At 48.7% G+C, this 14,669-nt stretch carries 12 protein-coding genes and 1 pseudogene; 9 read left to right on the forward strand and 4 right to left on the reverse strand.

Annotated elements, in window-relative coordinates; translation table 11 throughout:
* The first annotated feature begins 14 nt into the window (after nt 1-14).
* The 9 genes and pseudogenes from EUBC25_RS14125 (at nt 15) to EUBC25_RS14165 (ending at nt 10,086) form a co-directional block, all read left to right on the forward strand.
* Entirely contained in the window at nt 15-614 is a 600-nt protein-coding gene (locus EUBC25_RS14125; RefSeq protein WP_070090014.1) for a class I SAM-dependent methyltransferase, read from the forward strand.
* An 80-nt stretch (nt 615-694) separates the two neighbouring features.
* On the forward strand, nt 695-1,348 hold the full coding sequence (locus EUBC25_RS14130; protein ID WP_204864698.1) for a GNAT family N-acetyltransferase: 654 nt from the start codon (nt 695-697) through the stop codon (nt 1,346-1,348).
* Nucleotides 1,329-2,033 carry an L-2-amino-thiazoline-4-carboxylic acid hydrolase gene (locus EUBC25_RS14135; protein ID WP_022789868.1) on the forward strand — a complete coding sequence of 235 codons (705 nt, stop codon included), beginning with the start codon at nt 1,329-1,331 and terminating at the stop codon, nt 2,031-2,033. Before EUBC25_RS14130 ends, EUBC25_RS14135 begins: the two co-directional genes overlap by 20 nt.
* Nucleotides 2,021-2,893, forward strand: coding sequence for an acyl-CoA thioester hydrolase/BAAT C-terminal domain-containing protein (locus EUBC25_RS14140; RefSeq protein ID WP_230106119.1), 873 nt, complete (start codon nt 2,021-2,023; stop codon nt 2,891-2,893). The genes EUBC25_RS14135 and EUBC25_RS14140 overlap by 13 nt, the downstream gene beginning before the upstream one ends.
* Before the next feature lie 2 nt (nt 2,894-2,895).
* Nucleotides 2,896-3,381, forward strand: coding sequence for a hypothetical protein (locus tag EUBC25_RS14145; RefSeq protein WP_087179443.1), 486 nt, complete (start codon nt 2,896-2,898; stop codon nt 3,379-3,381).
* A gap of 104 nt (nt 3,382-3,485) precedes the next feature.
* A complete protein-coding gene (gene mobP3 / locus EUBC25_RS14150) occupies nt 3,486-6,434 on the forward strand; it encodes a MobP3 family relaxase (RefSeq protein ID WP_230106120.1) in 2,949 nt (982 codons plus the stop codon).
* Between the two features lie 13 nt (nt 6,435-6,447).
* The gene (locus tag EUBC25_RS14155; protein ID WP_230106121.1) at nt 6,448-7,884 is read left to right on the forward strand and encodes a DUF3991 domain-containing protein; all 1,437 of its coding nucleotides are present in this window, start codon (nt 6,448-6,450) and stop codon (nt 7,882-7,884) included.
* Nucleotides 7,885-7,973: 89 nt separating this feature from the next.
* Nucleotides 7,974-9,579 (forward strand): annotated as a pseudogene (locus tag EUBC25_RS14160) (type IV secretory system conjugative DNA transfer family protein); the annotation flags it as partial.
* A 273-nt stretch (nt 9,580-9,852) separates the two neighbouring features.
* A complete protein-coding gene (locus EUBC25_RS14165; RefSeq protein WP_230106123.1) occupies nt 9,853-10,086 on the forward strand; it encodes a helix-turn-helix domain-containing protein in 234 nt (77 codons plus the stop codon).
* Nucleotides 10,087-10,244: 158 nt separating this feature from the next.
* On the opposite strand, the gene EUBC25_RS14170 is transcribed toward EUBC25_RS14165, so the two are convergent.
* The 4 genes from EUBC25_RS14170 to EUBC25_RS14185 are packed head-to-tail and all read right to left on the reverse strand — an operon-like array spanning nt 10,245 to nt 14,590.
* Nucleotides 10,245-10,652 carry a winged helix-turn-helix domain-containing protein gene (locus tag EUBC25_RS14170; RefSeq protein WP_230106124.1) on the reverse strand — a complete coding sequence of 136 codons (408 nt, stop codon included), beginning with the start codon at nt 10,650-10,652 and terminating at the stop codon, nt 10,245-10,247.
* A gap of 11 nt (nt 10,653-10,663) precedes the next feature.
* Complete coding sequence (locus EUBC25_RS14175; protein WP_087283205.1) at nt 10,664-11,056, reverse strand: metal-dependent transcriptional regulator; 393 nt, start codon at nt 11,054-11,056, stop codon at nt 10,664-10,666.
* Between the two features lie 11 nt (nt 11,057-11,067).
* Entirely contained in the window at nt 11,068-12,816 is a 1,749-nt protein-coding gene (locus tag EUBC25_RS14180; RefSeq protein ID WP_230106125.1) for an ABC transporter ATP-binding protein, read from the reverse strand.
* Complete coding sequence (locus EUBC25_RS14185) at nt 12,809-14,590, reverse strand: ABC transporter ATP-binding protein (RefSeq protein ID WP_230106126.1); 1,782 nt, start codon at nt 14,588-14,590, stop codon at nt 12,809-12,811. The genes EUBC25_RS14180 and EUBC25_RS14185 overlap by 8 nt, the downstream gene beginning before the upstream one ends.
* Nucleotides 14,591-14,669 lie beyond the last annotated feature (79 nt).

Consider the following 14,669-nt stretch of genomic DNA (forward strand, 5'->3'; position numbering starts at 1 on the left):
AAAGGAGACATAAAATGGCATTCAGAAACAATTTCGGCAACCCGCAGGGATTTATAGGAAGGCTGATGCTTTCTGGTATGAATATGGGGCATAGTCCGATGGCTAAATGGGCATTTACACAATTTGATGTCCCTGATGACGGAATGCTGGTTGATATTGGCTGTGGCGGTGGATTTAATATCCGAAGATTATTAGACCGCTCCAAAGACGGTTTCGTTTATGGGATAGATATTTCCAGCACCAGCGTTGAGAAGTCAAAAAAGACGAATAAAAAGAATATTGGCAAAAGATGTGAAGTGCTTCTTGGGAGCGCAGAGAACCTTCCGTTAAAGGATAATTCCATAAAACTTGCCACCGCCTTTGAAACTGTGTATTTCTGGAAAGATCTGGAGAAATGCTTTGCAGAAGTGAAAAGAACGATCAGGCCGGGCGGGAAATTCGTAGTCGTCAATGATCCTGGAGATCCTGAAAAACACTGGGAAAAGATGATACCGGGGATGAAATCATATACACCGGATGAAATAAAACAGATCATGGAGGCCGTCGGTTTCATGGATGTTAAGGTTACAAAAAATAAGTTTATGTTCTGCGTGTCTGGAAAGAAAGGGAACTAAATGAATTGCAATCCTGCATGTCTCCTGATATAATATTAGTTAGTTATCACTAACCTATTTGCGCATAGGAGGGTACATCCATGTTTACTGTTCGTCCATATAAGGAAGAAGATGCTGCGGCCTGCGGGGATTGCTTCTACGAAGGATTCTTTTCATGCTCTGTGGATCAGAACGATAAAATACTTTTGCGTGACTACGCACAGATCCTGATTGAAAAATGCAATTTCACCTATGTTGCGGAAACGGAGGATCATCAGGTCGTAGGATTCATCTGTGGAAAATATGATAAGCGTTTCAGCAAGGCTCTGGCAGCTCAGTATGAGACAAAAAAGCACTATGGCCGTTGGTGTAAAATGTTCCTCAAGTTCTATCTGAAAAGATATAAAATGTCAGCACCATTCCAGAAGCAGTTTGATGCCTTTTTCCGTCAGCTACAGGAAAGGGATAAGGAAACCGTTGGGAAATGCGATCTGGAACTCGTTGCCCTTTCGTCCAGAAGGAATTACAGAAAGGGGTTGGGAACCGCATTGGTCACACAATTTTTGAATCGGGCAAAAGCTGATGGAGCAGATCGTGTGCGGCTTTTTACGAACACTCTTGCATCGTGGGAGTTTTATGAAAAACGTGGATTTAAGAAAGTGGCAGAGAAGCCCTTTCAGGATGGCTCCGGCAATCAGTCCCTCGTTTATGAGTACGTTTTGAAGGAGAATGAATATGAAAAACACCATCTGTGAAAAACTGATGTGGTCAGCGATGACACCTGCTATTTTCAAATATATCGCAGCCAATTGCAAAAATACGGATACATTCAGGGTGAAGAAGAAATCGCGTAAAAACTTTAAAGATATGTTGGCGAGGACACCCGACATAGGCGGTTTTACGAAAAATCCTCTGCGAATCTGTCTTTCCGGCGGAATTGTCTGGATGGCAGTTTATAAGGCAATGGATGGGGCGATGAGCCATGAGCAGTTCGGGGAAATGGTGACAGCCACGATGCAGGCGTCGCTCATTAAAAAAGCTTTCGGGAGTAAAAATCCATTTGATATGGAATATCAAAAAAAGAAAGTCAAGAAGGACAGAATTGCAAATGCCATATCCGACAGCGAATTCAACTGGATGACGGAGACGATTCCCGGAAGGGATGCAGACGAATACACCATCAACTATCACAGGTGCGGCCTGTGTGCGCTTGGAAAACAGGAGCATTTGGAAGAACTGATACCCTATATGTGTGCCATGGATTTTATTTCTGCTGATCTCATGGGCGGCGTGTTATACAGGACAGGTACACTTGCAGAGGGCGCAGAAAAGTGTGATTTCTATGTTTGCAAAAAGGACTCTAAATGGGATAAAGAAAGAAAATACGGACAGCAATCCAAGCTGCAAAAACAGGGAGAGTTGGGAAAGTGGAATATGTGACGGTTGCACAGGAGGGCTTCTATGGACTTTATTATGTCCCTGTTAAGGATCATGATCCCAAAAAGGTCGTCATCGTAGTAGGCGGCAGCGAAGGGAATGAAAATATCCCGATGAATGTGGGTGCTATGTTTGCCAGGTGCGGCATCGCCGCGTTAGGTATTTGTTACTGGAACGTAGACGGGCTGCCGAAAGAACTGGTTCGGGTGCCTGTCGATCCATTTGAAAAAGCGATCCTGTGGCTGAAAAACAAAGGATATGAAAAGATTATCATGTATGGCATTTCAAAAGGCGCTGAACTGGTATTGCTTTGCGCTTCTCTTATGCCGGATATCTGCGGCGTTGTTGCCCTCTCCCCGATCCACTGTATATGGGGAGGCATGTACGGGAATAAAAGCATGGCATCGAAAACTTTTTCATCTGCCTCCGAATTCACATACAGGGGAAAAGATTTTCCGTGTATGACAGCGCATCTGAAATATGGGCCGGCAATCCGGAACCTCATCCTCCATCAGCAGTTCGAGTTATCCTACATCTACGAAGAACCGCTGAAACATTTTGATGAGGATACAGCCATTCATGTGGAGAACATTCAGGGAAACATTTTATTTATTTACGCAAAGGAAGATCTCATGTGGCCCAGCAAAGAGGCAGTGGCATATATGGTAAACCGCCTGGAAAAACACCGGTTTGCTTTCCGGGTGGATGTCTTGGAATATGAAAAAGCAAGCCACATTCTTGTTCCATTAAATCCATCTAAGCTGAAAATGTTTAAAATTGAGAGACAATATCCGGAAGATTGCAGGCGCAGCCGTGAAGACGCTTTCCATAAAACGATAAAATGGATATCGGAGGTAAAGTGAATATGGCGGTCATGATAGAAAGTCTGATTGGTATCTTATTATTCACAGTTCTGATTGTGTCACTGACGCTGAAAAATCCCCTTACCTCAGTGGGAGATTATCCCCCGGCCATACGGGAGAAATGTATGGAATTAGGATTGATCGAAAAAAGAGAACAACGCTTTACCAGGGCAGATATCCTCCGAAAGGGGATCGCCCTGCTTGCTTTTGTGTTCATCTTCGCTGTTGTCCTGAAACAGTTTAATGGAGCGGATACATTCTGGAAAGGGTTTCGGGATTCCTACCTGATCTGGCTGATCATTGATTGGTATGACGCTCTGATACTTGATTGCATCTGGTTTTGCCATTCGAAAAAAGTCAGGATACCAGGCACAGAGGATATGGAAGAATATAAGGACTATCGTTTTCATATCAGGCAGTCCTGTATTGGTATGCTTCTTGGCCTGCCCGCCTGTCTTGCAGTGGGAGCGATTACAGCAATCCTCTGATCAGCCATCAAATGATATAAAACAGAATATGATTCGCATCCGGCAGGAAATCTCTTTCGAGGTCTCCTGCTTTTTCTTTACTCTAAAACGGAAGGAGGTTCCCCATGGCCCGGCTGGTCACCAAATTTAAGTACCTGAAGCCGGATCAGGAAAAGCCCATCGGCGGGTATGCCACCTACATCGCCACCCGTGAAGGTGTGGAGAAGATCGATGAGTCTTTCAAGCTGGCTCCCGCAACAGTGAAACAACAAAAGCTCATCGAAAAGCTCCTGCGGGATTTCCCGGATAGTGCCACGATGCTGGAGTATGAGGACTACCAGAGAGAAAAGACCGTAGGAGTTGCCTCTGAATTTATCACCCGTGCCATTGAGGATAATGCCCATGAGATCCTGAACCAGAGAACCTATGCCGACTACATCGGCACCCGGCCTGGTGCGGAACGGTTTGGCAGCCATGGGCTGTTCACGGATGATGGTGTCCAGGTCAAGCTGAAAGAGGTATCCCAGGAGCTGAACGCTCATCAGGGAAATGTGTGGACGCTTATCATTTCTCTGCGCCGGGAGGATGCGGAGCGCCTTGGTTTCAATACCGGCATCCGGTGGCGGGATATGCTTCGGACGCAGACGCAGGCCCTGGCGGACAGCCTGAAGATCCCCATGGATCATCTGAAATGGTATGCTGCCTTTCACAATGAGAGCCATCATCCCCACATCCATCTGCTGGCGTACTCTACTGTAGAGAAGGAAGGTTTCCTCACCAAACAAGGCGTGGCGAAGATGCGGTCTTCCCTTGCCAAGGATATCTTTGAGCAGGATCTGCTCTGCATTTATGAAAAGCAGACGGTTCAAAGGGATGAACTGCGTCTGCATAGTAAGGATCTGATCGCAGAGATTGTCTCCCGCATCAATGCCGGAACCTATGATAATCCCAAGGTAGAGGAACTGCTCCTCCACTTGGCTGACCGGCTTTCCAAAACCAAAGGGAAAAAGGTCTATGGCTATCTGAAATCGGATGTGAAGGCCCTGGTGGATGCCATCGTGGATGAGCTGGCGGCAGATGAAAAGATTGCCGCTCTTTACAATCTGTGGTACGAACAGAAAGAAGAAGCACTCCAGGTCTATACAGAAGCACTTCCACAGCGAGTGCCGCTCTCGAAGAATAAAGAATTCAAGCCCATCAAGAATGCAGTGATACAGGAGGCCCTGGGCCTTCATGCTGACAGGCAGGATGTGGAGGAACCGGCCCAGGAGGATACTCCCGAACTGGAAATGCCAGAAACTCCGGAATCAGATTCTCAGGCAAGTGATCCCATCGAGCCAGATCCGCCTCCCGGCTTTCGCTCTTACTCTGGCGGCTGGGGCTGGAAGAAAGATACCTGGTGGACGAATGAATATAAAGCGGCCCGTGCCTTCCTCTATGGCACAAAGACATCCAAACCGGATTTTGAACAGGCCCTGGCCGGTCTGAAGAAAGAAGCTCTGCGGGGCAACGGTTTTGCTATGCATGATCTTGGCAAAATGGCTCTGGCCGGTTTTGGCTGTGAGAAGGATGAAGAACAGGCACAGGAATGGTTCCGGAAAGCATTCTCTGCTTTCTGCGCCAGAGAGCCAAAGGAGGAAAAGCCAGGGTATCTCCGATACCGGATCGGCAAGATGTACGCCTTCGGCTATGGTGTGGATCAGGACTATCTAAAAGCTGCCGAGTGGTATGAAAAATCGATTGCGGAGGGAAATCCCTTTGCCGCCTATGCTCTTGGCAGTCTGTATCACCGGGGCCAGGGCGTGGAACAGAATGAGGAAAAGGCATTTTCTCTGTTTACCATGGCAGCTACAGATGGGGATAAGCCGAATGCTTATGCTCAGTATGAGCTGGGCCGCATGTGCCGGAATGGGATTGGCACTGCGCCGGATCAGGCGTCATCGGAGAAATGGTACAAGCAGGCGTATCAGGGATTTCTGAAGATCGAGCAGGATATGGCGGATGACAAATTGTACTACCGCCTGGGCCAGATGAACCTTACCGGAACAGGAACTAAGAAAGATCCAGAGCAGGCCAGAATGTACTTTGAAAAGGCGGCGGAGCTTGGCAATGCCGACGCCATGTATGGCCTGGGGAAACTGTATCTGAACAGAGATTTCTCTGGCCGGGATGTGAAAAAGGCAATTGACTATCTCATGGGCGCAGCAGGGAAAAACCAAGATTATGCCATGTATACTCTCGGCAAGTTGTTCCTGGAAGGAAAAGAGATCCCTAAGAATCCAGAGTACGCTCTGCGCTGGCTGGAAGAAGCCGTGGAGAAAGAGAATCCCTATGCGGAATACCTCTTGGGGAAAACATTGCTTCAAGGTGTGGAGCTTCCCCAGGACATTCCCCGTGCGGTTTCCCTTTTGGAAAAAGCAGCGGCACGGAATAACCCCTATGCGGCGTATGCCTTGGGGAAAGCCTTGCTGGAAGGAACGGTTCTTCTGCAGGATCTTCCAAGAGCTATGGAGCTGCTTGCTTTCTCTGCGGATCGAGGATTCTCCGCAGCACAGTATCTGCTGGGCAAGGTCTTCTTCAATGGAGAACTGCTCCCGAAGGACATTCCCAGAGCGGTACGTTACCTGACGAGCGCCGCCGAGCGGGATCACGAGTACGCACAATATCTTCTTGGAAAACTCTATCTGGCTGATGAAGGTATCCCCAAGGATGCGAATGCGGTGCTATATTGGTTTACTAGAGCGGCAGATCAGGGAAACGCCTTTGCTCAATATCAACTTGGCAAGCTGTTCCTGTATGGCCGGGAGGTGGAGCAGGACATGGAAAAAGCCATTTCCTATCTGACCGCTTCTGCCGGTCAGGGGAATGTCTATGCTGCCCAGCTTCTCCAAAGCGTTCACAGCAACCGGAATTGGTCGGCGGCCCTGGGAAGCCTGCGGCTTTTACAGCATCTGGCACGGATCATCCAGAACCGGATTGAGGACGAGCGCAAAGGCGATAAGGGCGGGATCGACAGAAAGTTAAAGCGCAAGATCGATGAAAAGAAACAGGCCCATGATTTGAAACAGGGCTGAGAAAGGAGGTTCTATGGCCACAACCTATATTCACTTTACTGAAGAACAAAAAGATCAGGCCCGCCGCACGGATCTGCGGTCTTTCCTTCTCGGACAGGGTGAAAAGGTGGAACGATCCGGATCGGAATACAAATGGAATCACGGAGGAGAAAAGATCACGATCCGGGGAAATCTGTGGTTTAATCAGTATGAACCAGATAGCGGAGGTGGCGATGCCATTGCATTTGCCAGAGAGTTTTATGGTTTGGATTTCCCGGAGGCGGTGAAGTTTCTCCTGGAACAGCAAGGCGTTGTCATCCTTCCACAGAAGGATGTACCGGCAAAGGAAAAAAAGCCCTTTGCCCTTCCAGCGAAGAATGAGGACATGCGAAGGGTTTATGCGTATCTTCTGAAAGCACGGTTTCTGGATCGAGAGGTTGTGAATGCATTTGTCCGGGCTGGTCTGCTCTATGAGGATTCAGAATATCACAATGCGGTCTTTGTGGGCGTGGACGAAAATGGGATTGCCCGTCATGCCCATAAACGAGGCACCTACTCGGACAGTGGCTTCAAGGGCAACGTGGACAGCAGCAATCCGGATTACAGTTTTCACCACATCGGGAAAAGTAACCGGCTGTATGTGTTTGAAGCCCCGATCGATATGCTGTCCTATATTTCTCTGCATAAGGAGAACTGGCAGGAACACAGCTATGTGTCTCTCTGTTCCACAGCCACTTATGGGGCAATGCATATCCTGAAAACCAATCCGCAGATCGATACCGTGGTCACCTGCCTCGATCATGACAGCGCAGGCATTGAGGGGAACTATCGCCTAAAGGAAGAAATCCTGCGGCTTGGAGCCTATACAGTCAGTGCGGAGCAGCCCAGGTTTAAGGACTGGAACGAGGGCCTCAAAAGCGAACATGGGATAAAACCTATCCCCGGCACAGAGCATCCAGGACTGGTACGGATGAAAACGCTCTGTCAAGATCTGGCCATCGCCTTTACTGGCGACAGGTGTCCAAAATATCCGCTGGATGAATTAAGGGAGCAATACCAGAAACTGAAACAGCTCTCCATGGATCGGCCCATGGATGTGATTGGGCAATCCTCTGAAATGGCGGGGATTGCTTTTTTATTGGGTCAGAAACAATTTGCCTCTTTGGAGAAGGCCTACACAGTACAGCAATATGAGAAGATCCTGTTCCGCCTCTATGCGCCTCATCATGATAAGATCGGATACAAAGCCCGCATCGCTGAGATCGGAGAGTGCCTGGAGGAAATCGGGCAGGCTTTTCAGAAAAACGAGATCCTGCCGGAATCAGCGCAGATGGAACAGATCAAGAATACGCTCTCTCTATCGGTGGACTGCCTGCGGCTGTACGCCTATGTGGAGCGTGAGCAAATGGAAATGCAAAGGAGGGAATCATCATGCCAAACCGAATCCTCACCAATGGCAATGCAGCAATGAAAATCTGAATGAAAAGGAGTGATGAAGAAACCTGGAAAGCGTGTTGCCCTATGGATAATATCGCAACTTTAATTCTTGTGGCTGTGGTGATGCTTGGCATCCTGGGAGGCGTTTCTTTGCTTGCCCATATGTATACGCTCAATATCAAGAGCAAGACTGTTGGCAATGGCCAGCATGGTACTGCAAGGTGGGCCACTAAAGCGGAGATACGGAAAACCTATCAGCACATCCCCTTTGAGCCGGAGCAGTGGCGGCAAGGCAAGCATCTACCAAAAGATCAGGGAATTGTGGTGGGATGTACCAACTCCAAAGGTGGAACCACAGCCCTCATCGATACCGGCGATGTCCACGCTCTGATGATCGGTGCCGCTGGTGTCGGCAAAACCGCCTATTGGCTTTATCCCTGTATCGAATACGCCTGCGCTTCTGGAATGAGCTTTCTGTCAACCGACACTAAGGGAGACGTTATGAGAAACTATGGAACCATTGCCAAAGAGCATTATGGATATCAGGTATCGGTAATTGATTTAAGAAATCCCACCCGGAGCAATGGCAATAATCTGCTCCATCTGGTAAACAAGTATATGGATCTATATAAGGAAAACCCGAAGGAGCTGGTCTATAAGGCCCGCTGTGAGAAGTATGCCAAGATCATCAGTAAGACCATTATTCTCTCCGGCATGGACGCAGCCAGCTTTGGCCAAAACGCCTATTTCTATGATGCAGCGGAAGGTCTGCTGACTGCGACCATCCTATTAGTGGCTGAGTTCTGCGAACCGGAGAAGCGTCACATTGTCTCCGTGTTCAAGATCATCCAGGAACTGCTGGCCCCCTCGCAGAAGAAGGGGAAAAATCAGTTCCAGCAGTTCATGGAGCTTCTGCCCGATGACCACAAAGCGAAATGGTTTGCCGGGGCCGCCCTCAATACTGCCGAACAATCTATGGCCAGTGTCATGAGTACAGCCCTGTCCAGGCTAAATGCTTTTCTGGACTCCGAGCTGGAGCAGCTCCTATGCTTTGACACGGAGATTGATGCGGAGAAGTTCTGCCGGGAGAAATGTGCCATCTTCCTGATCATGCCGGAGGAAAATCCCAATACCTTCTTCATGATCTCCCTGATCATCCAGCAGCTTTACCGGGAGATCCTGGCCGTGGCGGATGAGATGGGCGGGAAACTGGAAAACCGCTGTGTGTTCTTCTGCGATGAGTATGGCACCCTTCCAAAGATTGAGAGCGCTGAGATGATGTTCTCCGCCTCCCGATCCCGCCGCCTGCAGATCGTGCCGGTGATCCAATCCTTTGCCCAGCTTGAAAAAAACTATGGCAAGGAAGGGGCGGAGATTATCGTGGACAATACCCAGCTCACCATCTTCGGCGGCTTTGCGCCCAACAGCTCTTCGGCGGAGGTGCTATCCAAGGCCCTGGGGAGCCGGACGGTCATGTCCGGATCGGTCAGCCGGGGGAAGAACGATCCGTCCCAATCCCTGCAGATGATGGAACGGGCGCTCATGACACCAGATGAACTCAAGAGCATGCCAAAAGGCCAGTTTATTGTGATGAAGACTGGCTTCTATCCCATGAAGGTTAAGTTGAAGCTGTTCTTCAAATGGGGCATCCAGTTTGAAGAAGAATATGTTGTAGAGGAAAAGGGCAACCGGAAGGTGGCCTATGCCGAGAAGCAGGAGATCCTGGACGGGATTGTGAAAAAGTACCATCCGGAGTGGCTGATGGAGGATGTTCCGCCAGCAGAGGCCATCCCACCGGCTGGAGGGCAGGCACAGGCCATGACAGAGCGAAATCAGCCATCCTCCAGGGAGAAAAGAAAAGGCGGCGGAGGGCTGCGGACTGCGCCAAGAGCCGCCAGACCGGAGCGTGAAGGGGAGGAAGGCATACGGGAGAGCCGAATGCTCCATACAACAAAATCCACGGAGGTAAAGGAAGATGGGCAGTCTTGATTTTCTCTAACGCATGGAGCTGCCACACAGAGCAGTGGCAGTGTATTTGTATCTTTATGAACGGGCCAACCGGGATGGAGAATGCTGGCCCTCCATCCCGACCATTGCCCGTGAACTGAAACTGTCAGAGTCTACTGTGAGACGGGCGATTCAGGATTTGAAAAAAGAAGATCTTCTCGTCACTGAGCAAAGGTACCGTGCCAGAGGCGGAAAGAGCAGCCTGCTTTTTCAAATCCGGAAACCGTGACCGTGCAAAAATACCATCTGCCGCCAAGGGGCAACTGCGCCCTTTTGGTGAAAGGTGGCACCTGGCATGATGACAGGAGAAGGTGAACTTCTCACTGTAAGAGAGATTTACAGCAGAAAAAGAAGAACAGCAGCCTGAGTGGATCAGACTGCTGACTCTTATTTCTCTGCTCGTATCTCAAAGCAATATCCAACTTCCCGAACGGATCGGATGGTAAAGGGAGCACTGGGAGTTGCCTGGTACAGCTTTTCCCGTAGATTGCAGATGTGAAAGCCGATAGTGTTGCTCTCGCAGCCGGAGGGAATATCTCCCCAAACCTTCTCATAAATCTGATTATAAGTAAGTACATGCCCCTTGTTGGCTGCAAGCAATAGAAGGATTTCGTATTCCTTCGCGGTGAGCTGAATCTCTTGGCGATTACGAAAAACTTTCCGCTTGCTTGGATAGATCTCCAGACCAGGGAGGGATAGCATCGGCTCCCTGGCCAATTCGTATGTTTCTATCTCCGGATGGCATTTCAGGATGGAAAGAATCTCATCGAATGCTTCAGAGTCTTGTTCTGACAATTCTAAGATGATTACTCGTCCGATGGTACCACCTCCTGGTTGTTGCTTTCAGAAGACTTTTTAAGGCGTTCAAAACTTTCTGTGCTGATAACATGTTCGATTCGACAAGCATCGGCCTCTGCTGTTTTAGGATCTACCCCTAATGCTATAAGTCGTTCTGTAAAGAAACAGTGACGCTCATAAATTTGTTCCGCAACCTCACGGCCCACATCAGTCAAATGGAGAAAGTGATTTTCGTCCATTGTGAGAAAACCCCCTTCTTTTAGTGTATTGACCGCAACACATACGCTGGGCTTTGACACCTCCATGTGTCGGGCTACATCTACGGAGCGCACCATGCCCATCTTCTTGTGGAGAACAAGGATAGCCTCCAGATAGTCCTCCCCGGACGCATGAAGTTTCATTAGAACCTCCCTTACTGTATCCGCCAGCCCTCGGCTTGTTCGCGGATTTGGATAAACTTTTTGTAAGTACCTTCCTGTTGCAACAGTTCCTTATGTGTACCTCTCTGAGCCACAGTTCCGCCATCAATCACAAGGATTTGGTCGGCGTTCTCAATCGTGGCCAGGCGATGAGCAATCGTAATAATGGTCTTGCCATGTGTCAGGGCAGAAATAGCTTCTTGGATCAAATGCTCATTCTCAGGGTCAATGCTTGCTGTTGCCTCATCCAAGATAACAATGGGAGCATCCTTGAGCATCGCCCTGGCGATAGAAATTCTTTGCTTTTCACCGCCGGAAAGCGAAGATCCCCCTTCACCAATCACCGCGTCATATCCGTCTGGCAAAGCCATTATGAAGTCATGGCAGCGGGCCGCTTTTGCGGCGGCGACAATCTGCTCATCCGTAGCGTCCGGGCTGCCGAATTTAATGTTATTTTTGATGGTATCCCGGAACAAATAGACATTCTGAAAAACCATGCTGATATTTTTGAGCAGACTATCGCAGGTAAATCTGCGAATATCCGTTCCACCAATGGTAATCGTTCCGCTGTTGACATCGTAAAAACGGGCAATCAGGTTACACAGTGTAGATTTTCCGCTGCCAGATGGCCCCACGATGGCCGTTGTGCTATTCTGCGGAATTTTGAAGTTCAGGTCATGCAGAACAATCCGGCTGTCATATCCGAAAGAAACATCCTTAAACTCAATATCATAGGTTGCCGGTTTTATGTCGGTGCCATCCTGGTCGATATAGTTTACATTCTCCAATGCTTCCAGCTTATTCATGGCAGAGTCCACAACTCCAAGCGTATGGGCTGCGTCATTGATATTCTCCACACTGCCAAACATCACAAAAGAGAACAGGACAAACATCAGGAAGAACGCCATACTCATTTGTTCCTGCAATGCCTGCCATGCACAAATAAAGACAATTCCCATCGAAGCCAGTTTTAAGGCGAACAGATGCAGACAGTTAAAGGGAGTAAAGCCTTTTTCCACCTTGATATGAATATCTTTCAGGTCTTTACTGGCATTACGAAAGTTCTCAATAGAGGCCCCTTCCTGTCCAAAGGACTTCACAATGGAAAGCCCCCGGATGTATTCAATCGCTGCGCCGGACATATCTTCCATTGCCCTATGTGTTGTTGCAGCGGTTTTTTCGCTATGTCTGCTGATCCCCTGCAAAGCCAGCGCCGAAAGAGCAACGCCGACAATGGAAATAACCGCAGCAACGGGGCTGAAGAAGATCAGGCATAAAACGATGGCAATAAACTTTGCGTATCCATTGATGATGACATCCACCATTTTCATGCCCTGTAATTCCAAAGTAGACAATTCCGTGGTAACACCTGCCAGAATGTCACCTACACTGTTTTGCGAAAAGTACCCAAGGGGAACCCGTTTCAGTACATCGCCCAGATGAATACGCTGTCCGGCGGCCACTTCATATCCAATGCTTTCCTGCAACACTGCCCGGAGATAAGAAAGCAGGAAGTTCAGCACAATCGAGCCAATAATGATCCACAGCGTTTGCCAGATTAAAACAGTATCAATCGCCGTATTCGTCCAGTATGCCTGGATCGCTTTATCCAGTGCGAATGCGGCTGCCATTGTAGGAATAGCAGTAGACAAACTGCTGAAAAAGGAACACACAGAACCAAGATAGAGGCGGCCTTTATATTTACCAGCCCACCGTATAATGCGTTTCATTGACTTAAACATTGACAGCCACCTCCTTTTTCTCGCCCACAGACCAGTTCTTTGCACCAATATGTGCCTGCCACATATCCGCATAAAGCGGGCAGCGTTCCAGGAGTTCCTCCTGCTTTCCGCAATCAACAATCTGTCCTTTCTTCAAAACGACAATCTGATCTGCGTTTTGAATGGTAGACAGACGGTGTGCAATCACCAGCAGGGTCTTTCCTTTGGAAAGGGCCATGATGGATTTCTGGATTTTATCTTCATTCTGCGGGTCAGTGAAGGCAGTTGCCTCGTCCAAAATCACAATAGGCGCATTTTTCAGGATTGCTCTCGCAATAGCAATTCGTTGCTTTTCTCCGCCGGAGAGCCGCTTGCCAGCATCACCGGCCGGGGTATCATATCCTTTTTCCAGCCGAACAATAAAATCATCGCAGCAGGCCGCTTTTGCGGCGGCATACACTTCCTCATCCGTAGCATTTGGATTACCCAGGCGGATGTTCTCTTTGAGAGAGCAGTTGAACAGGAAATTGTCTTGTGTCACAAAACTGACCAATTCGGAAAGCTGTCGGATGGAAAGTTCCTTGATATTCGTGCCGCCGATGGAAATACTGCCGCCAGTCACATCCCAAAATCGGGCAATCAGCCGGGCCACAGTGGACTTGCCGCCACCGGATGGACCAACCAGGGCTGTAAAACTTCCCCGCGGCATTTTTAAGCTGATGTCGTGCAGCACTTCGTTTTGCTCAGTGCCATCATAGGAAAAAGACACATCCTGTAAAACAATATCTGTGTGCCTGATCGGAACAATCTTGCCAGAGTCTGGCAATACAGGCAGGTTCAGGAGTTCATTTGCAGCTTCTACTGCATACTCCATTGACTTTGCCTCGTTGATAAAAGTAGTAGCCTTCATCAGCGGGCCGACAATACTCAGCGAAAGAATAACTCCCATCGCCAATTCAGCAGGCGTGATACTCCCGCTCTGCGCCAACAGCAAACCGATGGGAAGTACCCCCAATAGGGTGGTGGGCATAATCGCCATCATCAGGTTCATTGTTTTCCATGTACTCTTGAACCATGCCAGGGTAAAATCCTTAAAGGACTTTACCGCTCCCACGAACTTTTCATAGGAACTGGTGCTTTGATTGAACGCCTTAACAACCTCAATGCCTTCTACATACTCAATAATGACATTGTTTACATGATTGTTTGCCTCCATATAAGCCGCGTACTGGCTGTTATAGTTCCGCATGAGAAAGAACATGGGGATCATGGCCAGAACCGGGGCAATCAGGACTGCAAGACCCAAGCGCCAGTCAATCGCCAGCAGCCAGATAAAAATACCAACCGGAAGGAGCAGGTTCGATGTCAGCTCCGGGATCATGTGGGCCAGAGGCGGCTCCAAATCCTCCACCTTGTCCATGATAATATTCTTCAGGTAACCGATCCTTCGTCCCATTACTTCGCCAAGGGGCGCTCTCATCAGGCGGTTTGCGATTTTCAGCCGTATACCTTCCAGTATCGTGTAAGCGGAGATATGTGCCAAAATGGTGGAAATGCCAAAGCAGATGACACGGATCAGGTATCCGCCTGCTCCTACCAGACACCAGAGTAGAATGTCGTTCAAAGTAGCGGTTCGGTTAATAAACAGGAACAAGATTTCATACACCGCCCAAAACGGAACAAAGCCTCCGGCAACACTTAAAATGGCACACAAAACCGAGAGGGTCATTTTCCCTTTGCAGGGACCTGCAAAAGAGAAAAGCGTTTTGACCCAATGCTCTTTTTGCTGCTTCATATCAATTCACCTCTCTCGATCAATTTAGCCAGCAAAGAAAAAAGGATGGTTAATCCTCGCTAACCATCCTTAATGCTAT

The organism is Claveliimonas bilis (assembly GCF_020892095.1).
In the GTDB taxonomy this organism is placed as follows: Bacteria; Bacillota; Clostridia; order Lachnospirales; family Lachnospiraceae; genus Claveliimonas; species Claveliimonas bilis.